This is a genomic window from Pseudomonadota bacterium, assembly GCA_039818985.1.
Taxonomy (GTDB): Bacteria; Pseudomonadota; Alphaproteobacteria; order Sphingomonadales; family Sphingomonadaceae; genus Alterisphingorhabdus.
This window is the reverse complement of sequence record JBCBSU010000001.1, coordinates 1,833,639-1,855,412: the sequence shown is the minus strand read 5'-3', so window position 1 is coordinate 1,855,412 and position 21,774 is coordinate 1,833,639. Positions and strand designations below refer to the sequence as shown.

The window sequence follows — 21,774 nt, the reverse complement described above, 5'->3', positions numbered from 1 at the left end:
ATCATTCTCTCATTGGGAAACCGAGAGCGTTATGCATAGGTAATACACCTAGAGCAAGGCACTGGCGTGCGCCTTCGTCAAAGACAGAATGTCATTCGTCTAAATTCGACCCGGACAAAAAGTGGCGCCAATGTCCGATATCGTCCATAGCTGGCGGTCATTGTGCAGCTTGGTCCGGCCAGCAGAAAGCCTTTCAATGTCAAAACCATTGCGCCTTTTCTGGTTTATGATCGGTGCCTTTGCACTGTCGCTGGGCGCGATTGGTGTTTTTCTACCGCTGCTACCGACGACACCCTTCGTCCTGTTGGCGGCTTTTGCCTTTGCCCGCTCATCGCAGCGTTTCCATGAATGGCTGCTGCAACACCGTATATTCGGGCCGCTTATTGCCGACTGGCGCGACCATGGCGCGATCAGCCGCAAGGCAAAGACACTCAGTATCATATCGATGATCACGGTGCTGGCTGTATCGCTCGCCCTGGCGGTGCCGCAAACGGTGATTATCATCCAGTTGGTCGTACTGTCTGCCGCCGCACTGTTTATTCTGACCCGACCGAGCGTTGTGGCGGACAAGGCGGAAATCTCATCGAAGGATGAAGCTCAGGACTGAAACACCGCATGGTCGCCGAGATCGCTTTCCGCTTCCCCGGCGACCATACGGGCGTAAAAGTCGAACAGCGTTTCCTCGCCATATTCGGGCGTTGCATCAGCGTCATATTCTCCGGTCTCGGGGTTTAGCACCAGCATCGATTCGGTGGCATAATAGCGACCGATCCGTGCTAGCTCGGCCTTTTCTGCCGCTGCGGGGATCAGCCATCCGGCTATTCTCAGTAGCACGATAATGGTGCTGAGCATCGCCACCGGAACCTGTTTGTAATTTGGTGCCTTGCCGAGCAGTTCGAACAGCTTTTCGCCTTGTTGCCGCGGCGTGATGGCCGGTCCGGGGCCGCCAATGGGCAATATCCGGTTATGCAATGCCGGATCGTCCAGACAGTCGGCGATGAAATGCGCCAGATCATCATCGCTGATCGGCTTGCAGGCGGTCAGCGTGCCATCACCGAACAGCAGGAACGGCTTGCCCCGCCGCACGCGCTCAATCTGTCCCGACAGCGATTTGAAAAAGGCGGTTGGACGCACGATCGACCATGTGATCCCCGACTCCATCAGCGTCTTTTCAAAAGCCAGTTTGGCATGCTGAAACGCCAATTCGGGCTTTTGCACACAGATCGCCGAGAGCAGCACCATATGCGGCACGCCGACTCTTTTGGCCGTCGCCAGCGCGTCAATATGCGCCTGATAGTCGATAGCCCAAGCATCCTTTGGCGCCCCGGTGCGCGAGGCGAGGCAGGAGACCAGCGCGTCGAAATGCTCGCTGCAAAAGCCCTCATCGCCGAGCGATTGCGCGTCTGTCGGATCGCCGAAGCGCAGAATCGCACCCGATAATTCCGACGGTGCAGGCTGGTCAGCGACATCGGGTTTTCTGCGCAGAAAACACACCACCTGATGTCCACGTTCGAGCAGCGCGCGCACAGTGGCGCGGCCAATCGTCCCGGTGCTGCCAAGCACGAATATGCGTTTTCCGGAACCGGAAGGCGTTTCGGCGGTTATGCTATCAACCATGGCGGTGATCCTGACTCTGAACCGGTGATAGCAGATAACCTCCGCTATCGTCACGGGATCGGCTATAACCGGACGGACATGATGCCGACAGGGGAAAGCATATGAAGGGGGATGGCCAGATGGCCAGGAATGACCATCCATTGCGGCAATGGGCCGTGGACGAGATGAACCTGCGCCGCTTTGCGCCGGTGTCCGATAATTGCGAGATTTATCAATGGGTCGTGCTGATCGACCAGCAACAGCGCCATGATGAGGACCAGCATCTGGTCAATGGCCGGCCGGATTTCAAAGACTGGCATCTCAGCCCGCGCAGCGCCACCGGCGATAATGGCAATGGACTGTATGTTCTCTGGGAACGTCATACCGAAGCGAGCACCCTGACGCTGATCCTTCCCGGCAATATGCCGACGAAGCTTTCCGATCCCTATCTCCATTGGCTCGAACAATGGCCCGGTGCCATATTGCGCGCGACGCGGATCAAGGTGGTGCCCGGAGGCAAAGAACTGGAAACCCATCTGGAGACGATGGGTCTGAATGATCGTGATATTGTGTGCTGCGATGTCAATCGCGGCATGCGCATCTGGTCTGATTTCGGCATCCACAGGGACGGCTTTGGCAGGCTGCTGGTATCGGGCGGTACTGTTTCGGACAATGAGCGTGGCCGCATCATCCAGCGGGTGCAGGAGCTGGGCAATTATCGCAATATGGCGCTGATGGGTTTTCCCACGGTGCAGAAATACGGGCCGCAGGTCGACGAGCTGGAGCAGCAGCTGTCGCAACATGCCGAGCGTGTGGCCCGTGCGGCTGACGATGACGACGATGATATGCTGCTGCAGCAGCTTGCCGATATCTCGTCACGCCTCGAACTGATCCGGTCGGCCAGCGGCTTCCGGCTCAGCGCGACCGCAGCTTATGCCGAGGTCGCGTCGGACCGTTTGCAGGCGCTCGATATCGTGGCGGTTGAGGGTTATCAGACGCTGGCGGAATTTACCGAACGGCGGCTGGTCCCGGCGGCGCGGACCTGTGCCACATTCCAGTCACGCCTGGCGCGTATTGCCGAGCGTATATCGCGGGTGATGCACACGCTCGACGTGCGTATCGATACCCGGATCAAGGCCCAGAATCTCAGCCTTACAAAGTCTATGGAACGATCGACCAATTTGCAGCTGCGGTTGCAGACGCTGGTCGAGGGGCTGTCGGTGATCGCCGCGGCCTATTATCTCGTCGGGCTCGTCGGTTATATGGTCAAAGGTGTCTATGCGCTGGAAAAAGGCTATCTGCCCGAGATCGTCATGGGCGCGGTGACGATCCCGGTTATCCTTGTAATCTGGCTCTTTGTGCACCATTTACGGGACAAGGTCCTGCAAGAGACTGAGAGTAAAAACGATAGTTAATCAGATGGTTAGATATTTCTGACCAATCTGGTCTTTTATTGTATCGGAAACTCGGCTAATTTTTTAAGTGGTTGATTATTTTATCAATAAGAATCGATGGGAGAAAACATGGTCAAGTCGACAGGATTAGTGAGTGTGGTCGCACTGTCAGCTCTGCTGGCGGCATGCGGCGGTGGTACCGAAGGTGGCGAAGCACCGGCCGAAGCGCCTGCGGAAACCGAAGCTCCTGCAGAAGAAGCCCCTGCTGAAGAAGCCCCTGCTGAAGAAGCGGCTGAAGAAGGCGCCGAAGCGGAAGCCGAAGGCGGTGCCGATCTGGCCGGTCTGACCGGTGATGCGGCTGCCGGCAAGGTTGTATTCAGCCAGTGCCGCACCTGCCATGAAGTCAAGGAAGGCGTGAACAAGGTTGGCCCGTCGCTCGCCGGTATCGTCGGTCGCCAGGCCGGTTCGGTTGAGGGCTTCAGCTATTCCACTGCCAACGCCAATAGCGGCATTACCTGGACCGAAGATGTTCTGTTTGAATATCTGAAAGATCCGCGCGGCTATCTGCCCGGCACCAAAATGATCTTCAACGGTCTGCCAAATGATCAGGACCGTGCCAATGTCATTGCCTATCTGAAAGATCCCAGCTGATCCGACGATATATCCAGACAAAGAAAAGGGCCGGAGTTTCTCCGGCCCTTTTTGTTTCTGTGGAGCGCGGCTTTGCGCCGCAGAGCGCTTTGACGCTAGGCGGCGACATCGCGCCTCGCCAATTCGCAATGCGACCAGATTTCGCTCAGCGCGTTTAGCAACCGGTCGATATCGCCATCACTGTGCACTGGTGACGGCGTCACGCGCAGCCGCTCGGTACCACGCGGTACAGTGGGATAGTTGATCGGCTGCACATAGATGCCGTGATTGTCCATCAGCCAGTCGCTAATGAACTTGCACTTATGCGCATCGCCTACCATCACCGGGATGATGTGGCTGGGATTGTCGATATGTGGAATGCCGAGACGGTCCAGCGCGCCGCGCACCTTGGCAACCCGCTCCTGATGACGTTCACGCTCAACATTGCTGGTCTTCAGATGCCTGATGCTGGCACAGGCACCGGCGGCAATGGCCGGGGGCAGGGCGGTAGTGAAGATGAAGCCGCTGGCAAAGGTGCGGACATAGTCGCACAGATTGCGTGACGCGGCGATATAACCGCCCATCACGCCAAAGGCTTTGCCCAGCGTGCCTTCGATCACGGTGATCCGGTCCATCAGGCCTTCGCGTTCGGCAACACCACCGCCGCGTGGGCCGTAAAGGCCGACAGCATGGACTTCATCGATATAGCTCATCGCATTGTGCTTCTCGCAAACGTCGAGAATCTCTGCGATCGGTGCGATATCGCCGTCCATCGAATAGACGCTCTCAAACGCCACCAGCTTGGGCCGGTCGGGGTCAAGTGTGGCCAGCTTCCTGTCGAGATCCTCGGGTGAATTATGTTCGAAGATCATGCGTTCGGCACGGCTGTGGCGGATGCCCTCGATCATCGAGGCATGGTTGAGGGCGTCGGACAGTACAACGCAACCGGGAATACGGGCTGCCAATGTGCCGAGCGCGGCCCAGTTGGAGACATAGCCCGAGGTGAAGAGCAGCGCGTCTTCCTTGTTGTGCAGGTCGGCCAATTCTTTTTCGAGCAACACATGATGATGGTTGGTACCGGAGATGTTGCGTGTGCCCCCTGCACCTGCACCACATTGGTCAATCACATCGTGCATCGCCGCAGTAACCTTGGGATGCTGCCCCATGCCGAGATAATCATTGGAGCACCAGACCGTTACTTCGGTGGTGCCGTCATCGACATAGCGTGTGGCATGGGGGAAGGCCCCGGCCTTGCGCTCGATCTCGGTGAAGATGCGATAGCGTCCTTCGTCGCGGACGGCTTGCAACTCGCCACCGAAATAGCTCTCATAATCCATGCCCACACTCCTTATTATCATTTATAGTCATAGCGTTGTTTGTCGCGCGCATCCAGTGCCCATTGCCACAAAGCGGAATCCCGAAACGGGATGGTGAAGAAGAAATGCTCCAGTGCCGCCAACAGGCACAGACAGCAGAGCAGCGCCGACTGAATTGTGTCGCCAATCACGTTGGCAGTGAAGGCGGCATAGCCGAAATAGCCAGCCAGACCGAGTATCGCCAAAATGGTGACGATCAGCATCGGGCGAAGTCGTTTCGGGCCGAAATAGCTCTTGAGATATTCCAGATGCCGCGGCAGCAGCTCGGTGCTCATATTCGGTACGCCGCGATAGATGTTGAACTTTGACGACAGGCGGAAGATCAGCAGTAACGAGAATGTCAGCGCACCGGTCGAATTCTCGCTGAACCAAGCCAGCGATAGCAGCATGCCGGCGGTCATCGCCAGAGCTACCTCATGGTGGATCAGTGCCATGGTCGCGAGCGAGAAGCGCTCCCACCCCTTTGCGTCTTCGGGGCAGGGGTCACGATGCGACCCTGCGACTGCGCCGGTGAGGAAGCTGATCTCGTGCCAGCTCCAGATCAGCAGGCCACCGACAAAGCTGGTGTAAATCGCCCAGGGCGCGGTTGAATGACTGCTCAGCACCAGCAGCAACAGGCCACCAATGGCGCAGACACCGGCAATGACCAGCGAGCGCCCAAAAGACTGGCGATGCCGGTGGTTAAGCGTCGCCACAAGCCCGGTGCTGACAAACCACAGCGCCGTGACTACGAGAAACGCGATGCCGAGATCGGTAAGGCTCACCATGCAGGGTAAAGCCTGATCGATTGCGGCAGTTCATTGGCTTTGGGCTTCATGAAATACATGCGGGCAAAAGCCATGCCGGCCTTGGCGATATGCTTTGCCTGACCCAGCTTGCCGGAGATGCCGCCGCGCGCCTTGGCATCCTCTATGCCATTGGAGGCGATGCGCAGGTCCTCCATCGCCTTGCGGAAGCGCGGATCATTGGTGTCCAGCTTCACCGGGAAAACCTGTTCGGAAATCTTGGTGCAGATGTCGAACACCTCATAGCCATAATCTGCCGGATCAACGCCCAGTGCCTCATGGAAGACCGGGCGATTGTGATCGCGGACATACATGGTGGCGTAGACCGACAGCAGGAAGAAGCGGATCCACAGCTTGTTATGGCCCTTTAGCAGCTTGGGGTCTGAGCGCAGCAGCATGGCAAAAGCCTCGCCATGGCGGAACTCGTCATTGCACCAGTCCTCGAACCAGTCGAAAATCGGGTGGAATTTGTTGTCCGGATTGCGTGCCAGATGCCGGAAGATGGTGATATAGCGCGCATAACCGATCTTCTCTGACAGATAGACCGCGTAGAAGATGAATTTCGGCCGGAAATAGGTGTATTTCTTGGTCTTGGTCAGAAAGCTCAAATCCACACCGATGCCAGCGCCTTTCAGCGTCTCGTTGATAAATCCGGCATGACGGCTTTCATCGCGCGCCAGCAGCTTCATCAGCCGCTTGACGTCCTTGTTCTTGGTGCGGCGAGCAATCTCTGCATAGAGTATGCAGCCCGAAAATTCGGAAGTCAGCGAGCTGGCAAGGAAATCGATGAATTCCTTTTGCAACCCGGGCTCAAGCTGCTCGATAACGCCGTCAAAGGCATCCGTCTTGCGGAAATGTTTCTTGTTACGGTCGTCTTCCATCTCCTCCATCAGCGCTTCCCATTCGTCGCGCACCGGGGAGACGTCGATCCTGTCCATCGCATCGAAATCCGTGGTGTAGAAGCGCGGTGCCAGCACCGTATCCTGCTGCGCTATGGCCATGGTATCGGGTGAACCATGGAGGGCGGGTTCGAGTTTTTTCGTCGGTGCGTTCATCACAGCCTCCCTGGATTGAAACTGACTTCATAGAGTTCGGCCATCTCGAAATGGCCGGCAATTTTGGTCCATAGTCGTTTTAGCGGACCGGCGCGTTCCACCGTTGCCTGACGCTCGAACGCGATTTTCTCGCCGAAGGCCACGGTGACTGGAGCGCCATGAACTCTGACCTTGTCGCCGGGATAGATGGGAATATCGCCATCGAGCCTGACATGGGCGTGGAAATGGTCAGGGCTTTGCTCGATCTCGATACGGCAACCGGTATCGAATTTTTCCGAGGTGAGAAGAGACATCAGCTATCGGCTCCTTTGAGCATGGCGGCAAACATGGCGGTATGGTCGGGGCCGAAGCCATAGATTTCGACCGTTTCGCCGGTGCTGGGATCTTCAAGCGACAGGGCGCCATTTTCCCAGCGGATCAGGGTGAAGGGCGGTTCGGCACCGATACCGCGTTCCCGGCGTGTTTTGATAAGGCGGCGCAGGCTGGCGCGCATAAAGCCGCCTTCGCCATAGCCGATTTCCGATACGGTCTCACCGGTATCGGCATCGCTGACCGTGACGCCGCCTTCGGCCGTATCGGTGAAATACAGATTGCGCGTTTCCTGCGGTGCCACCTCGGCGCGCGACAATTCCGGGCTGCCCGATTTGGGCAGGAACCCGCTGGTGACCGCACCGGTCATTGCCATGGCAAACAGTAACAACGCCGCGGCGCCATAAAGCGCGCCGGGCGGAACAGTGGTGTCATGGTCGTGCGAATGGCTCATGCAGGCAGGCCTTTCAGCGGGACATTGTCCGTCTTGCCGGAGGAGGCGGCTTCGGGAGTAATATCCTGCAATTTGCTGGTGGCTTCAAACAGCATCCGGGCCACATTTGCGGCTTGTGGAATGGCCCGGATCAGCGGTTTTGGCCGTATTATGCTGAGCGAAGTGGCATGCGGCCACAGCATGAAATAACCGATGCGCGGTGCGCCCTCCATTTGCAGCGCGATGCTGCCATAATCATCGCCCAGCGTCTTGAGATCGGCCGACTCAATGCATGTCAGTGGCAGGTTGATGCAGTAGTTAAGGGCAACGCCGGAGCGCAGCACAACCCGCTTGTTGGTCAGCGTGTAGAGTGTGGTGCGTTCAACCAGAAACAGATAACCGGCGAAGGAGGCGATGCTGAGGCAACCGACCAGCAACAGGATGATGCCGGTGGTAATGCTGGTCTGCGCAGCGGTGATGGCCGAAAACAGGATCACAAACCCTGCCGCCAGCCGCATGTGCAGCGCGGATTTCGCCATCACCTTCCAGTCCGGGGTGCCCTGCCAGATGATGTGCTCATCATCCGGCAGTTCTTCGGGCAATCCCGGGACCGGTTCATAGTCGTATTCGCTCATACTTTTGACTCCTGGCGCTCCTCATTGGCGTAGAGATAGCCGCCTCCGAAATAGGCCACGACGCGCTCCTCTTCGTAGAAGGTGATCTCACCCGGCTTCTTGGGTGTCGGTGCGGCATCAAATTGGTCCGCGTTGATTGCATCGATGATCACCTCGCCCCAGCGGCCCTTGACCAGCGACATCGCCATGGGTGCCAGCACCTTCTTCTTGCCGGTATCGATTTCCAGATAGCGGATCTGATGCTCGGCGCGGTCGACCCAGATATCGCTTATGGTGCCGGCAATCTCGCCATCGGCACCGATCACCTTCATGCCGCGCGGATCGGGGTCACGAGGGTGCACGCTGATATGCGGGACGGTATCGATTGGCACGATGCGGGGGCGACCCTCACCGTCGAGATCAGGATGGTCCGAACGATCGGCCCAGGCTGCCGGGCCGAGGCCGTCTTCCAGCGGATTGCCGGTGGGGGCATAGGGCGCGCCGATGCTGGCAAAGGTCCGTTTGGCGGGGATATCCACTCGCTCCTTGCCGATAGTTGGCGTGGTCATGTCGGGACGGTCGAACGGCATTTTGAAGGTCTTGGGTTTATCGTGCAGCAGCGGACCACCCATGGTGTCGCTGCGACCGGTGAGTTCATGCTCGAGCGGATAGCCTTCGCGCCGGTCTTCGCGGCGCAGATACATAACCAGCCCAAAGAAAAACCCGAAAAAGGCGATAAGGGCGACAAAGGCCACGTCGTAGACGCCAACAAAAACAGTATCCATCTCTCTTCTCCTCAGTATTTCCGTTTTGATCAGGTCGGAAATTCGCTCAAGCCAAAGCGTTCACCTGCATTATCCGCGCGTTCGTCTTCGGCGTCGGGCATTCCAATCACCGGCCCCAAAGCGACGAGCGTCACGAGTAATAGAAGAATTTCAATGCAATAGACGGCACCATAGCCGCTGGCGCGGACTGCCAGTGTCGCTCCCAGGCCATCGGCCAGCGCATAATAGGCGATGCCATCGCGAATAAGGCCACCGAGCACGATACCGATACCGGCGGCGCTCGCCTGCACCGCGCCCCAGGCGCCGAGCGCCAGGCCGGCAGAAGTGCCCTGGCGAGCAAGGCCCATGGCGGCGATCATAGTGCCGACCGAGAACATGCCGGTGCCGAAACCAATGGCGATGGCGCCGGCATAGAGCAGCGGCACCGATTCCGAAGGTGCGGCAAAAAGCGTCATCAAAAAGGCCACCACACCGGCGACCGCACCGCCGCCTGCCAGGCGCAGTGCATCGGCGCCGTCGTTGAGCCGCTTGGCGCTATAGACAAAGGCGATCAGCGCACCCAGCGCCCATGCCCCGGTCAGCGCCGTGGTTGAACCGACCGACAGGCCGAGAATCTCGCCGCCATAGGGTTCGAGCAGAGCATCCTGCATGGCAAAGGCCATGGCGCCAAGACCAATGGCAAGAAGCAACCGCTTGGTGTTGGGACGCGCAGCGAACGCTGCCCAGATTTCGCTGAATGCCGGAGCCGGTGGATCTGATTTCCTGAGTGCCGTTCCGCGTGCTTCCTGTTTCCAAAGCGCAATGATATTGAGCACTGCGGTGATCACTGCAGCGCCGGAAATCACCTCTACCAGCCGGGTGTTGCTGAAATCGGCGAGCAGGTTGCCGATGGTGAGTGCGGCCATCATCATGCCGACCAGCAGCATCAGATAGAGCAGGGCGACGACACGCGGGCGCTTTTCGGCAGGGGCAATATCGGTAGCGAGCGCCAGCCCGGCGGTCTGGGTTACATGCATGCCGGCCCCGGTGAGGAGAAAGGAGAGGCAGGCGCCTGCAACGCCGGCGAGGAAGGTATCCTCGCGGGTAAGGAGGACCAGGGCAAAGGGCATGATGGCCAAGCCACCAAATTGGCCCAGCGTACCGAACCAGATATAGGGCACCCGGCGCCAACCGAGCAGCGAGCGATGGGTGTCCGATTTATAGCCGATCAGTGCGCGAAATGGCGCGACGACCAGCGGGATACCGATCATCAGCGCGATAATCCATGTCGGCAGGCCGAGCTCGACGATCAGCACCCGGTTCAGCGTGCCATTGAGCAGCACCACGGCGATGCCGACACTGACCTGGAACAGTGCCAGCCGCAACAGACGCCCCAGCGGCAGCTCGGCACTGGCGGCATCGGCAAAAGGCAGCAGCCTGATACCAATGCCCTGCCAAAAGCTGACCGAAGAGGGCTGCTGCTTCACCGTCGGCTCATCCCCATGGCTTCGGATTTGTAGAATCCGCTGGAGACGCGCTCGGTGAAATTGATCTGCCATTCGGGCAGGGCCGCTTCGACCGCCTTGGACAGCCGCGCTTCCGACAATGGCTTGATTGCCGGGGACCGGTCGCTGCGCGGGAACGCCTTGCCGACCATGTGCATCGTGCGCAACAATGCCGTGCCCGGCGCAAAGGTGAAGGCAATTTCATTGGCTCTGTCAGACCATGCCCGCAGCACCGCCAGCACATCATTCTGGCTGTAATGAATCAGCGAGTCCATCGCGATAACATGGTCGAAAATGCCGAGATCGCGATGCCGCATATCGCCGACCTTCCAGTCGATCGACAGGCCTTCGGGCGCGCGCTTCTGCGCCACATCGATCAGCCCCTGCGATACATCGACCGCGACGACATGCGCGCCGCGTGCTGCCGCTGCAATGGCCAGCGCCCCGGTGCCACAACCGGCATCGAGCAGGCGCATGCCGTGCATGTCGGTGGGCAGGGTATCGAGCAGAATGTTGCGCATCCGGTCGCGTCCGGCGCGCACAGTGGCACGGATGCCGCTGACCGGCGCATCGGAGGTCAGATCGACCCATGCCTTGCGCGCGGTCTGGTCGAAATACTGCTCCAGCCGGCGGCGGCTCTGATGATAGCTGGTCGAGGCGAGGCCCTGAGGCATGATCAAATACCTTCCATCATTCAAATCCCAGAAAGTCGAAGATATCGCGGTCCTTCATCGGGGTGGTTTTGAGCGGCTCGGCGCCGTCCCACAGCTTTTTCGCCAGCGCGATATATTCCTGGCGTGCCGCCTCGACTTCGGGGGAATCTTCCATCTCGAACAGCGTGCATTTTTTCAGCCGTGACCGGCGAATGGCGTCGAGATCCTTGAAATGCGCCAGCCGCTTCATGCCGATGGCATCGGAGAAGCGGTCGATCTCGTCGGTTTCGGCCGAGCGGTTGGCGACGACGCCGGCAAGCCGGACATTATAGTTTTTCGACTTGGCGTTGATCGCCGCAACGATGCGGTTCATGGCGAAGATGCTGTCGAAATCATTGGCGGCAACGACAATCGCATTGTCGGCATGCTGCAGCGGCGCGGCAAAGCCGCCGCACACCACATCGCCCAGCACGTCGAAAATAACCACATCGGTATCTTCGAGCAGATGGTGCTGCTTCAGCAGTTTCACCGTCTGGCCGACGACATAGCCGCCACAGCCTGTGCCGGCGGGCGGGCCACCGGCCTCGACGCACATCACACCATTATAGCCCTCGAACATATAGTCATCAGGACGCAACTCCTCGCTGTGGAAGTCGACTGTTTCCAAGACGTCGATCACCGTCGGCATCATCTTCTTGGTCAGCGTGAAGGTCGAGTCATGCTTGGGGTCACAGCCAATTTGCAGCACCCGGTGGCCGAGCTTGGTAAAAGCCGCCGACAGGTTGGACGATGTCGTCGATTTGCCGATACCGCCCTTGCCGTAAACCGCGAAAACCTTTGCCGATTTGATCTCGTCTTTCGGGTCCATATGGACCTGGACACTGCCTTCGCCATCGGGTGGAGCATCGCTTCCGTCTAAAAGGGTCATTGGGGGGTTCCTCTCTCCAGGGATGGGTTGTGATGGGGGGTCATTCTGCCGGCACCAGGCCTTCCAGCCGGTCCTCCAGATCGTCACTGGCCGCCTGCAGGGCTGCCAATGTGGCTTCATCGGGTGACCATAATTCGCGGTCACAGGCTTCGAGCAGGCGTTCGGCCATGCGCGACGATGATTTCGGGTTCAGCTCGGCAAGACGCGCGCGCATCTCGTCATCGAGCACAAAGGTCTCGCTGATCTTCTGATAGACCCAAGGCGATACCGTCTCGCTGGTGGTGGCCGACCAGCCCAGCGTGTTGGTGACATGCGCCTCGATATTGCGTACGCCCTCAAAGCCGTGCTTGAGCAGGCCCTCATACCATTTCGGGTTGAGCATGCGGGTGCGGGTTTCCAGGTCGATCTGCTCGCCCAGCGTGCGCACCTTGGTATCGCCCTGGGTGGCATCGACGACATAGACCGGGGTGGTCTGGCCGCGCGCTTTTTCCACCGCTTTGGTCATGCCGCCCAGTCCATCGACATAATGGTCGATATCGGTGACGCCGAGTTCGACCGATTCGAGATTCTGATAGGTCAGCTCGACATTGGCGAGTTCGCTCTCAAGCAGTTCGCGCTGCTGTACCGGCTCGCCGCTGCGGCCATAGGCAAAGCCCTTCTTGGCCTCGAACATATTGGCCAGCTCGTCCTCGTCATCCCAGGTGGCGCCGTCGATCATCTGGTTGACATTGGCGCCATAGGCCCCTTGCGCGTTGGAGAAGACACGCAGGCTCGCGGTCTCCAGATCGCAGCCATGTTTTTCCTGATGTGCGAGGCTATGCTTGCGCACGAAATTCTGCTCCAGCGGTTCATCGGCGCTGGTCGCAAGCCAGCTTGCCTCAGCCAGCATCCGCGTCTGCAGCGGCAGCAGATCACGGAAAATGCCCGACAGGGTGATGACGACATCGATACGCGGCCGGCCAAGCTCCTCGAGCGGGATCAGTTCCGCGCCAGCAAGACGGCCATAATCATCGAACCGCGGTCGTGCGCCGATAAACGCCATCGCCTGGGCGATTTGCGAGCCTTCGCTTTTGAGATTGTCGGTACCCCACAGCACCATGGCGATGCTTTCGGGCAGGCTGGCACCCTCGGCCTGGTGCCGTTCGAGCAGTTGCGCCGCCTGCGTTTCGCCCAGCTTGCAGGCATAGCTGCTCGGCAGGCGGAACGGATCGAAGCCATGGATATTGCGACCCGTGGGCAACACCTCGGGATTGTTGAGCACATCGCCGCCCGGAGCAGGTGGCACATAATGCCCGTCCAGCGCCTGCATCAGCGAGCCAAGCTCGTCGGACGATTCCAGCCGCGCGGCAATCTCTTCGTGACCAAGATCGGGACTGGCCTTGGCCATCGCCTCGATCAGATCTTCGCGTTCCTGACCCTCCAGCTTGCCGCCCAGGACATGCAGGCCTTGCGGGATCAGTTCTTTTTCAAGCTCATAGAGGCGGCCCGAAAGGCTTTCCAGATCACCCGCCTCGATATCAAGCTCGCGGCACTGGTCGTGAATCATCTCTTCGAGATCGGCACGCTCGGGGTCGTCGGGCTGGGCCGTGCGCCACCTTTCGAGCATCGACTTGAGCTCGACAAAGCCCTTGTAGAGACCGGCTTCGGCAAGCGGTGGTGTAAGATAGCTGATCAGCGTCGCGCCCGAGCGGCGCTTGGCGATAATGCCTTCGGACGGGTTATTCGAGGCGTAGAGATAGAAATTGGGCAGCGTGCCGATCAGCCGTTCAGGCCAGCACTGGCCGCTCATGCCGGTCTGCTTGCCGGGCATGAATTCCAGCGCACCATGGGTGCCGAAATGCAGCGCAGCATGAGCGCCGAAATCCTCGCGGATATAGCGGTAAAAGGCCGAGAAAGCGTGGGTCGGGGTGAAGGTACCCTCGAACAACAGCCGCATCGGATCGCCCTCATAGCCGAAGGTTGGCTGAACCCCGACAAAGATGTTGCCGAAATGCGCCCCGAGTATCTGGATATTCTGTCCATCGCTCAGCTGCTTGCCGGGAGCAGGCCCCCATTGCGCCTCGATCTCCTTGAGATAGGGCTCGCGGCGGACATAATCATCGGCCGGGATTTGCACCGCGACATTGGCGTCAGCGCCATAGCGCTCGGCATTGCCTTTTAGGACAATAGCCTGCAGTTCGGCGACCGTATCCGGTAGCTCGACGCTATAGCCTTCATCCTTGAGCCGGTGCAGTGTCGCATGCAGCGATTCAAATACCGACAGGAACGCGGCTGTACCGGTCGCGCCCGAATTGGGCGGGAAGTTGAACAAGACCAGTGCGAGTTTGCGTTCGGCCTTGGCGGTGCGGCGCATCGCGATCATTTGCGATACCTTGGCTGCCAGCGCCGCAGCACGCTCGGGGCAGCTGTTCATTGCCCGGACATTGTGCTCATTGTTGAAATGGCAGTTGCGGCTGCAACCGCAACAGCCTTCAGGCGAGCCATCGGAACGGCCACCGAATACCGTCGGGGTGATCGCGCCATCGAGCTCGGGAATGGCGAGCATGATCGTGGTTTCGAGCGGCAACAGGCCCATATGCCCGGCGCTCCAGTTTTCCAGCGACTGGAACTCGATCGGGTGCGCCGCGACATAGGGCACATCGAGATCGCGCAGCGTTTCGACTGCGGCATCGACATCATTATAGGCCGGACCGCCGACCAGCGAGAAGCCGGTGAGGTTGATGATCGCATCAACGCTGGGCTTGTGATCCTTGTCGACGAAATATTTGTCGATAGCCGGGCGGGCATCCAGGCCATTGGCAAAAGCGGGAATGACCTTGAGGCCCTGCGCCTCCAGCATCTCGATCATGCCGTCATAATGGCCAGCATCCTTGCCCAGCAGATAGGAGCGCAGCATTAGCACCCCGACCGTGCCGCTGGGCTGTTTCGGCGCGGGCAGCAGGCTGGCATCCTCGGTCAGCCGCTCGGGCAGATCGGGGTGATAGACACCGACTTCCGGATAGGCGCGTGGCGGCTGAACGCTGAACGAGTCCTTCAGGCTCTCGCGCTCGCCGCTGGCATAGCGGTTGACCAGGCCCCGCACCATGTCGACGACATTGTCGTCCGAACCGGCAAGCCAATATTGCAGCGTCAGAAAATATTGCCGCACATCCTGCGCCGTGCCGGGGATGAAGCGCAGGATTTTGGGCAGACGGCGCAGCATCTTCATCTGGCTGGCGCCGGCACCACCACCCGTCTTTTTCGATCCACGCAGCTTTTTCAGCAGCGCCATCGGGCCTTTGGCCGGTTTGTCCATGCTGTAACTACCGAGCCGGGTCAGCTTGACGATTTCCGCCGTCGACATCAGCCCGACAATTGCGTCACAGTCATCGCGCCGTGCCTCGAGTGCCGAATAGATGGCGCGGACATGGTCCTCGATAAACAGCATGGTGACGATGATGATATCGGCCTGCGCAATGTCCTGTCTCGCGGCTTCGAGCAGCGAAGGATCGCGGTCCCAGTCCGAAGCGGCATAGAGCGCGATGGAGATATTGTCCTCGGCCAACTGCTGGTTGGCGCGCTCGACCGCAGCGGTCAGATGGTTGTCCAGCGTGATGATAACCGTGCGGACCGAGGGAGATGCGTTACTTGGCATAATGCGCCTTCGCGTCGTAAAGGGTGTCCAGTTCGATTGTGGTTATCCCTTGCTCTGCGGCGAAGGTTTCGGTGTTACGACGTGCCTTTCCACGCACGAAGAAGGGTATTTTCTTGAGCTCCTTCATGGCCTCATCGGTCCATATGGCCTCGCCGACTGCTGCCGGAGCTTCGGCGACTGCGACATCGCCCAGAGTGTCGGCCATTGGCGGTTCTGGCTGCGGCGCGGCTTGGGTCTGTGGCGCGCCATGGCCCGCACCCAGATGTGAAGGGCCGGCCTCGTCGCTAAACTCGAAATCGTCGCGGAACATGGTGAGCAGATGCTCTTCCAGACCCATGACCAGTGGATGCACCCAATCGTCGAAAATGACATTGGCGCCTTCAAAGCCCATTTGAGGCGAGAAGCGGGCCGGGAAATCCTGTACATGCACCGGCGCCGAAATCACCGCGCAGGGCAGCGAGAAGCGCTTGGCGATATGGCGCTCCATCTGGGTGCCGAGGATCAGCTCGGGCTGGGCCTCCTCAATGGCTTTTTCCACCGCCAGATGGTCATCGGTGATCAGCGGCTCGACATCATATTTCTTGGCCGCGGCGCGGACATCGCGGGCAAATTCGCGATTATAGCAACCCAGGCCGCAGACCTTGTAGCCCAGCTCGTCATTGGCAATGCGCGCGGCAGCGACGGCGTGTGTGGCATCGCCAAAGATGAAGACACGCTTGCCGGTGAGATAGTTGGAGTCGATCGAGCGGCTCCACCAGGACATGCGCGACAGGTTGCGCTCAAGCATTGGCTCAGGATCTACCCCGGCTATCTCTGCGACTTCACGGACAAAATCCTGCGTCGCGCCAATGCCGATGGGCACGGTGCGGACCATGGGCTGGCGGAAAGTACGTTTCAGATACTCTGCCGCCATTTCGCCGATTTCGGGATACATGACGATGTTGAAATCGGCCTCGCCGAGACGCGCAATATCGGCAGCGGTGGCGCCCATTGGTGCGGTGACATTGACGTCGACGCCCAAGCCATCGAGCAGGCGGGTGACTTCGACAATATCGTCACGGTGACGGAAACCGAGCGCGGTCGGGCCGAGAAGATTGGCGAGCGGACGACGGCCCGTAGCTTCGCGGTCGCTGGGCGTGCGCTCCTTGTCGGCGAGCGAGCGGACAATTTGATAGAAGGTCTCCGCTGCGCCCCAATTTTCCTTGCGCTGATAGCTGGGCAGTTCGAGCGGAATAACCGGGATGGGCAGGCCCATTTTCTCGATCAGGCCAGCGGGATCATCCTGGATCAGTTCGGCGGTGCAGGAAGCACCGACCAGCATCGCATCGGGCTTGAAGCGTTCGAGCGAGTCCAGCGCCGCATCCTGAAACAATTGCGAAGTATCCTTGCCCAGGTCACGCGCCTGGAAGGTGGTATAAGTGACGGGTGGGCGATGGTCGCGCCGTTCGATCATGGTGAACAACAGATCGGCATAGGTGTCGCCCTGCGGCGAGTGCAGCAGATAGTGCACGCCTTTCATGCCGGTGGCGACGCGCATCGCCCCTACATGGGGCGGGCCTTCATATGTCCAGACGGCTAGCTGCATCGCTTATACCTTCAACACATCACGGCGGCGCATCGGCCGGGCGAACAATTCGGCGAGATCCCCTGCCTGATCGAAGCCATGGATGGGCGAGAACACCAGCTCGATCGCCCATTTGGTGGAAAGGCCTTCATTCTCGAGCGGATTGGCGAGACCGAGGCCGCATACGGTGAGGTCAGGCCTGGTGGCACGCACCCGCTCAAGTTGTTTGTCGACATGCTGGCCTTCGCTGAGCTGGACCCCCGGCGGCATGTGCTCCAGTTCCTTCACCAGATGATTGCGGTGGAGATAGGGTGTGCCGACCTCGGTCAGTACCATGCCCATCTCATTGGCGAGGAAGCGTGCCAGCGGAATTTCCAGCTGCGAGTCCGGCATGAAGAAGATGGTGCGGCCCTCCAGCCGCTCGCGCTGATGCTGCAGGCCGCGGCGGGCGCGCTCCTGATAGGGCAGCAGCACTTCGGCGACATGGCCGGTATCGATGCCGAAGGTCTTTGCTGCCGCCATCAGCCAGTCGGTGGTGCCCTCGACACCGAAGGGGAACAGGGCATCGATCCGCTTTGCCCCGCGCTCCAGCAGCCTTTGGCCGGTATCACCGAGAAAGGGTTGCGCCAGCAGGAAATGGGTATTGGGGCCGATACCCGGCAGCTTGTCGACCGAGCGTTCGGGCAGGCTTGCGACATTGTCGATGCCGATCTTGGCGAACAGCCGCATGAACTGATCCTCGACAATATCAGGCAGCGAGCCGACAAGGATCAGGTTTCTCGGTGCATCCTCGGGCAGTGTCGGCATTTCCGGCACCAGCGAGGCAAGGCAGGCATCTTCGCCCTCGGTAAAGGTGGTCTCAATGCCGCTGCCCGAATAGTTGAGCACGCGCACATTGGGTGCATGCTGCGCGCCGAGGCGCTGCGCGGCTTTGGCGAGGTCGAGCTTGATCACTTCGGAAGGGCAGCTGCCGACGAGGAACAGTGTCTTGATCTCGGGCCGCCGCTCCAGAAGTTGGTTGACGATGCGGTCAAGCTCCTCATTGGCATCGGCGAGGCCGGCAAGGTCCCGCTCCTCCATGATCGCGGTGCCGAAGCGTGGCTCGGCAAAGATCATCACGCCGGCGGCCGATTGCATCAGATGGGCGCAGGTGCGTGAACCGACGATCAGGAAAAACGCGTCCTGAATCTTGCGATGCAGCCAGATAATGCCCGTCAGGCCGCAGAAAACCTCCCTCTGACCCTTTTCCTTGAGGACGGGTGCGCAGTCTTCGCCATTGGCAGGCGGTTTTTCCATCATCAGGGGAGCGGTATCGTTCATGCGGTCACCGGGTTTTGGGGGCTGGGGGAAGTGGTGGACAGATCGGCCTGTCGCTGGCGGTCATCCGCATCGGTTGTTTGCAGACGCTCGCCTTCGAGCCGCGCCATGCGCAACTTCCACAGGAACTGACCGGCATTGACGACATAGGTGGCATAGGCAGCGAGCGCGACATACATGCGCTCCTCGCTCGAACCCCAGCCATAGAACAGCATCAACAGATAGGCGGTGTGCAGCGCCAGCACCGCCATGGAGAAGACATCTTCCCAGAAGAACGGTTTGGCAAACAGCCATTCGTCAAACACCACCTTCTCCCAGATCGAGCCGGTGACCATGATGGTGTACAGGATAAGCGTCTTGATCAGGATCGAGATTTCGGCGGCGCTCTCACCCTCGCCGGTGACGAGATAGCGGATCACCAGAAACAGACTTATCCCGAAGACGAGAAACTGCAGCGGTGCCAAAATGCCCTGGACCAAGGTCCAGCGCGACTCGTCACGACGTTTGCGCTGTTCCGGAGTGTAGAGAATATGTGCAGCTTGAGTCGGCTCGGAAACGTCAGATTTCCGGGGGTTTTTCCCAGTGTCGATGTGAGCGATACCCGACAGCTTTCCTACTCCATTTGTTGGTAACGGAGATTAGGAAGGTTTGCGGCAAAGTGTCAAGTTTTTTTGACGTTATGCAAAATTGACACTTTTTACCTCGCCGCATTGCGTATTTCCCCACCTTATAGTAGGTTGCGAGTCACGTGAGGCGTATTCGCCCGCGCGGCCGACGTATGGCACGCCGACCAGACTTGACGCAGGAGAGTCTGAAACATGGCATCATTTGGGATCGCAGATTTACGCTCCAAGCTGGATGGCTGGAGATCTGGCAAGAAGCATCACAACCCATCGTCGGAGGATCGATTATCTGAAAACGGTGATGCACAGCATGTGGACCTGCTCTCCGGAGCCGATGCCGATGAGGACCTTTCGGTGGTGCTGGAAAATCTGGTTATTCCGAAGCTGATCGCCGACGGCCAGGGCGGCGGCAGCATGATGCAGCCTCGCTCGCCTTTCAATAGCGACAAGCGCACCATTTCCGGCAGCGATGTATCCTTTTTCACCGCGCTTGCGCTTGAAGGGGACGCCCGCAAGCTTCTCGATTTTGTCGATCACTGTCTTGCCACGGGTAGTTCGATCGAAACCATCTATGTCGATCTGCTCGCACCCAGCGCCCGACGGCTCGGGCAATATTGGGACGAGGATCGAGCCGATTTCGTCGATATCACCATGGGGCTTTGGCGGGTGCAGGAAATTCTGCGCGAGATGACATTGCGTATTCCGCCGGCGATGGACGCAGGCCATGGCCAGCGCTCCGCATTGTTTTCCACCATGCCCGGCGAGCAGCACAGCCTCGGCACGCTGATGGTCGCAGAGTGTTTTCAGCGCGCCGGATGGGACGCAGATGTGCTGATGGAGCCGACGCGTTCGGAACTGACCGGCAAATTCGCGAATCGTCATTATGATCTGATAGGATTGACCGTAAGCGTCGATTGCCCTACCGCGACAATTTCAAGCCTTATCAAGGCAATCCGGACAGTTTCCACCAACCCTGATATCTGCATCCTTTTGGGAGGGCGTGTGATAAACGAACAGCCAGATCTGGTCGAGATTTGCGGTGCCGATGGCACTGCTGTCGATGCGCCGGGCGCTGTGGCATTGGCCAATGAGCTGACGCCGCTCAAATCTGACATGTTCGAGAAGCTGGCCTGACAGAGGCCCCGAGAATTGGCTGTGTCCGATGAACTATGAATCCACAGGCGATCAGCGCATACCGTTCAGCGATCCGGACGCCATGTTCGACGGATTCACCAAGCAGGACGTTATCGAACTGGCCTATTGCGCCGGCGATTTCATTCTCGCCATCGATGAGAATGAGATTATTCGCGATGTCGCGGTAAACAGCCGCGATCACAGCCTGGCCCAGAAATGGGTTGGTCGCAAATGGTCCGATACGGTCAGTCAGGAGAGCAAGGCGAAGATCGCCCAGATGCTGCAGACCGAGAATATCGCAGACCAGCTGTGGCGCCAGGTCAATCATGTCGATGATGGCGACGACATTCCGGTCAGCTACAAGATACTCAAGCCCTCGAGCAGCGCTTGGCACATTGCCATTGGCCGCGACATCCGGTCGATTGCTCTGCTGCAGCAACGGCTGCTCAAAACCCAGCAGTCGATGGAGCGCGACTATCTGCACCTGCGCCAGACCGAGACGCGCTATCGCCTGCTGTTCGACAACATCTCCTATCCGGTGCTGATCGTCGATACCGAAAATTACGAGATCCAGCAGGCCAACCGCGCCAGCCATGCGTTGATCAATGCGGCGCCGGGTGCGCTGGAGAAGCGCAATCTGCTCGATCTGGTCGAGACCGAATTTCGCGACGATATCATTGCCTATATGGGTGCGATCTCGGTCAGCGGCAAAGTTGACCCGGTGAGCATCCGCATGATTGGACGCACCGGTTTCGTCAAATTGTCGGCCTCGACATTCCGCCAGTCGGGGCGGCAATATTGGCTGATCAACATCGATGACGGCCAGCATGAGGTGCCGAGCAAGCGTTCGGACCGCTATGTTCTCGATGCAGTCGAGAAAATGCCCGATGCCTTTGTCCTTGCCGATGAAAATCAGGACATTATTGTCGCCAATCGCGCCTTTGTTGAACTGGTGCAGGCCGGCTCGGTCGAACAGTTGCTCGGGGTATCGCTCAACCGCTTTATCGGCCGTCCCGATGTCGATCTCAACCTGCTGAAGAAGCAGCTCAAGGACCATCAGAACGTCCGCAACTTCGGTTCGGTGGTCAACGATCTCAATGGCGGCGAGGAACCGGTGGAACTGTCGGCGATCATGATCGAGCGTGATCAGCCACTGTTCGGCTATTCGGTGCGCAGTGTCGGCCGGCGTGAGCGTGACCTTCCCGACGCCGCGCAACAATTGCCGCGTTCGGTGGACCAGCTCACCGAGCTGGTAGGGCGCAAGCCGCTCAAGGAAATTGTCCGCGAGAGCACTGATCTGATCGAGCGTATGTGCATCGAAGCCGCACTGGCGCATACCTCGGATAACCGGGCGTCAGCCGCGGAAATCCTTGGTCTAAGCCGTCAAAGCCTCTATTCCAAACTGCATCGTCACGGTCTTGGAAACCTCAGCGGCAAGGACTCGTAGCATCGCCTGACAA

At 59.1% G+C, this 21,774-nt stretch carries 20 protein-coding genes; 5 read left to right on the top strand and 15 right to left on the bottom strand.

All coding sequences use genetic code 11. The features are described from left to right. Positions 1-196: 196 nt before the first annotated feature. Positions 197-607: a YbaN family protein gene (locus AAFX04_08950; GenBank protein MEO1045552.1), complete on the top strand. Its 411-nt coding sequence runs from the start codon at positions 197-199 to the stop codon at positions 605-607. On the opposite strand, the gene AAFX04_08945 is transcribed toward AAFX04_08950, so the two are convergent. After that, positions 598-1,617, bottom strand: a complete 1,020-nt coding sequence (locus AAFX04_08945) for an NAD(P)H-binding protein (protein MEO1045551.1) — start codon at positions 1,615-1,617, stop codon at positions 598-600. The genes AAFX04_08950 and AAFX04_08945 overlap by 10 nt on opposite strands. Positions 1,618-1,736: 119 nt before the next feature. On the opposite strand from AAFX04_08945, the gene AAFX04_08940 reads away from it, so the two are divergent. Together AAFX04_08940 and AAFX04_08935 are read left to right on the top strand one after the other, a co-directional pair. Next, the gene (locus AAFX04_08940; GenBank protein MEO1045550.1) at positions 1,737-3,011 is read left to right on the top strand and encodes a DUF3422 domain-containing protein; all 1,275 of its coding nucleotides are present in this window, start codon (positions 1,737-1,739) and stop codon (positions 3,009-3,011) included. 108 nt (positions 3,012-3,119) lie between these two features. Beyond that, a complete protein-coding gene (locus AAFX04_08935) occupies positions 3,120-3,641 on the top strand; it encodes a cytochrome c family protein (GenBank protein ID MEO1045549.1) in 522 nt (173 codons plus the stop codon). 95 nt (positions 3,642-3,736) lie between these two features. Here the strand turns inward: AAFX04_08935 and hemA are convergent, their stop codons facing one another. The 14 genes from hemA to bchF are packed head-to-tail and all read right to left on the bottom strand — an operon-like array spanning position 3,737 to position 19,087. Continuing rightward, positions 3,737-4,957, bottom strand: coding sequence for a 5-aminolevulinate synthase (gene hemA / locus AAFX04_08930; protein ID MEO1045548.1), 1,221 nt, complete (start codon positions 4,955-4,957; stop codon positions 3,737-3,739). A 17-nt stretch (positions 4,958-4,974) separates the two neighbouring features. After that, positions 4,975-5,763, bottom strand: coding sequence for a putative photosynthetic complex assembly protein PuhE (gene puhE / locus AAFX04_08925; protein MEO1045547.1), 789 nt, complete (start codon positions 5,761-5,763; stop codon positions 4,975-4,977). Continuing rightward, positions 5,757-6,836, bottom strand: coding sequence for a magnesium-protoporphyrin IX monomethyl ester (oxidative) cyclase (gene acsF / locus AAFX04_08920; protein ID MEO1045546.1), 1,080 nt, complete (start codon positions 6,834-6,836; stop codon positions 5,757-5,759). The genes puhE and acsF overlap by 7 nt, the downstream gene beginning before the upstream one ends. Then, positions 6,836-7,129, bottom strand: coding sequence for a hypothetical protein (locus tag AAFX04_08915; protein MEO1045545.1), 294 nt, complete (start codon positions 7,127-7,129; stop codon positions 6,836-6,838). The genes acsF and AAFX04_08915 overlap by 1 nt, the downstream gene beginning before the upstream one ends. Further along, positions 7,129-7,599, bottom strand: coding sequence for a photosynthetic complex assembly protein PuhC (puhC, locus tag AAFX04_08910; GenBank protein MEO1045544.1), 471 nt, complete (start codon positions 7,597-7,599; stop codon positions 7,129-7,131). The genes AAFX04_08915 and puhC overlap by 1 nt, the downstream gene beginning before the upstream one ends. Next, complete coding sequence (gene puhB / locus AAFX04_08905; protein MEO1045543.1) at positions 7,596-8,213, bottom strand: photosynthetic complex putative assembly protein PuhB; 618 nt, start codon at positions 8,211-8,213, stop codon at positions 7,596-7,598. Before puhB ends, puhC begins: the two co-directional genes overlap by 4 nt. Then, the gene (puhA, locus tag AAFX04_08900) at positions 8,210-8,977 is read right to left on the bottom strand and encodes a photosynthetic reaction center subunit H (GenBank protein MEO1045542.1); all 768 of its coding nucleotides are present in this window, start codon (positions 8,975-8,977) and stop codon (positions 8,210-8,212) included. The genes puhB and puhA overlap by 4 nt, the downstream gene beginning before the upstream one ends. Before the next feature lie 29 nt (positions 8,978-9,006). Next, positions 9,007-10,443 carry a BCD family MFS transporter gene (locus tag AAFX04_08895; protein ID MEO1045541.1) on the bottom strand — a complete coding sequence of 479 codons (1,437 nt, stop codon included), beginning with the start codon at positions 10,441-10,443 and terminating at the stop codon, positions 9,007-9,009. Continuing rightward, complete coding sequence (gene bchM / locus AAFX04_08890) at positions 10,440-11,135, bottom strand: magnesium protoporphyrin IX methyltransferase (GenBank protein ID MEO1045540.1); 696 nt, start codon at positions 11,133-11,135, stop codon at positions 10,440-10,442. The genes AAFX04_08895 and bchM overlap by 4 nt, the downstream gene beginning before the upstream one ends. Positions 11,136-11,151: 16 nt before the next feature. Continuing rightward, positions 11,152-12,042, bottom strand: coding sequence for a ferredoxin:protochlorophyllide reductase (ATP-dependent) iron-sulfur ATP-binding protein (gene bchL, locus AAFX04_08885; protein MEO1045539.1), 891 nt, complete (start codon positions 12,040-12,042; stop codon positions 11,152-11,154). Positions 12,043-12,082: 40 nt separating this feature from the next. Then, on the bottom strand, positions 12,083-15,676 hold the full coding sequence (locus tag AAFX04_08880; GenBank protein MEO1045538.1) for a magnesium chelatase subunit H: 3,594 nt from the start codon (positions 15,674-15,676) through the stop codon (positions 12,083-12,085). Further along, complete coding sequence (gene bchB, locus AAFX04_08875; protein ID MEO1045537.1) at positions 15,666-17,261, bottom strand: ferredoxin:protochlorophyllide reductase (ATP-dependent) subunit B; 1,596 nt, start codon at positions 17,259-17,261, stop codon at positions 15,666-15,668. The genes AAFX04_08880 and bchB overlap by 11 nt, the downstream gene beginning before the upstream one ends. A gap of 3 nt (positions 17,262-17,264) precedes the next feature. Beyond that, complete coding sequence (locus AAFX04_08870) at positions 17,265-18,560, bottom strand: ferredoxin:protochlorophyllide reductase (ATP-dependent) subunit N (protein MEO1045536.1); 1,296 nt, start codon at positions 18,558-18,560, stop codon at positions 17,265-17,267. After that, a complete protein-coding gene (gene bchF, locus AAFX04_08865; GenBank protein MEO1045535.1) occupies positions 18,557-19,087 on the bottom strand; it encodes a 2-vinyl bacteriochlorophyllide hydratase in 531 nt (176 codons plus the stop codon). The genes AAFX04_08870 and bchF overlap by 4 nt, the downstream gene beginning before the upstream one ends. Before the next feature lie 288 nt (positions 19,088-19,375). Here bchF and AAFX04_08860 point away from each other — a divergent pair, with 288 nt between their 5' ends. Both AAFX04_08860 and ppsR read left to right on the top strand, forming a co-directional pair. Next, the gene (locus AAFX04_08860; protein ID MEO1045534.1) at positions 19,376-20,314 is read left to right on the top strand and encodes a cobalamin-dependent protein; all 939 of its coding nucleotides are present in this window, start codon (positions 19,376-19,378) and stop codon (positions 20,312-20,314) included. A 28-nt stretch (positions 20,315-20,342) separates the two neighbouring features. Continuing rightward, a complete protein-coding gene (ppsR, locus tag AAFX04_08855; protein ID MEO1045533.1) occupies positions 20,343-21,761 on the top strand; it encodes a transcriptional regulator PpsR in 1,419 nt (472 codons plus the stop codon). Positions 21,762-21,774 lie beyond the last annotated feature (13 nt).

Excerpts from the sequence above, each read along its gene's own strand:
- AAFX04_08950 (MEO1045552.1), top strand. The coding sequence starts at position 197 with ATGTCAAAACCATTGCGCCTTTTCTGGTTTATGATCGGTGCCTTTGCA.
- bchM (MEO1045540.1), bottom strand. The coding sequence starts at position 11,135 with ATGCCTCAGGGCCTCGCCTCGACCAGCTATCATCAGAGCCGCCGCCGG.
- AAFX04_08870 (MEO1045536.1), bottom strand. The coding sequence starts at position 18,560 with ATGAACGATACCGCTCCCCTGATGATGGAAAAACCGCCTGCCAATGGC.
- AAFX04_08915 (MEO1045545.1), bottom strand. The coding sequence starts at position 7,129 with ATGTCTCTTCTCACCTCGGAAAAATTCGATACCGGTTGCCGTATCGAG.
- ppsR (MEO1045533.1), top strand. The coding sequence starts at position 20,343 with ATGAACTATGAATCCACAGGCGATCAGCGCATACCGTTCAGCGATCCG.
- puhB (MEO1045543.1), bottom strand. The coding sequence starts at position 8,213 with ATGAGCGAATACGACTATGAACCGGTCCCGGGATTGCCCGAAGAACTG.
- AAFX04_08945 (MEO1045551.1), bottom strand. The coding sequence starts at position 1,617 with ATGGTTGATAGCATAACCGCCGAAACGCCTTCCGGTTCCGGAAAACGC.
- puhA (MEO1045542.1), bottom strand. The coding sequence starts at position 8,977 with ATGGATACTGTTTTTGTTGGCGTCTACGACGTGGCCTTTGTCGCCCTT.
- AAFX04_08860 (MEO1045534.1), top strand. The coding sequence starts at position 19,376 with ATGGCATCATTTGGGATCGCAGATTTACGCTCCAAGCTGGATGGCTGG.
- bchB (MEO1045537.1), bottom strand. The coding sequence starts at position 17,261 with ATGCAGCTAGCCGTCTGGACATATGAAGGCCCGCCCCATGTAGGGGCG.
- AAFX04_08880 (MEO1045538.1), bottom strand. The coding sequence starts at position 15,676 with ATGCCAAGTAACGCATCTCCCTCGGTCCGCACGGTTATCATCACGCTG.
- AAFX04_08940 (MEO1045550.1), top strand. The coding sequence starts at position 1,737 with ATGGCCAGGAATGACCATCCATTGCGGCAATGGGCCGTGGACGAGATG.
- puhE (MEO1045547.1), bottom strand. The coding sequence starts at position 5,763 with ATGGTGAGCCTTACCGATCTCGGCATCGCGTTTCTCGTAGTCACGGCG.
- puhC (MEO1045544.1), bottom strand. The coding sequence starts at position 7,599 with ATGAGCCATTCGCACGACCATGACACCACTGTTCCGCCCGGCGCGCTT.
- bchL (MEO1045539.1), bottom strand. The coding sequence starts at position 12,042 with ATGACCCTTTTAGACGGAAGCGATGCTCCACCCGATGGCGAAGGCAGT.
- hemA (MEO1045548.1), bottom strand. The coding sequence starts at position 4,957 with ATGGATTATGAGAGCTATTTCGGTGGCGAGTTGCAAGCCGTCCGCGAC.
- acsF (MEO1045546.1), bottom strand. The coding sequence starts at position 6,836 with ATGAACGCACCGACGAAAAAACTCGAACCCGCCCTCCATGGTTCACCC.
- AAFX04_08935 (MEO1045549.1), top strand. The coding sequence starts at position 3,120 with ATGGTCAAGTCGACAGGATTAGTGAGTGTGGTCGCACTGTCAGCTCTG.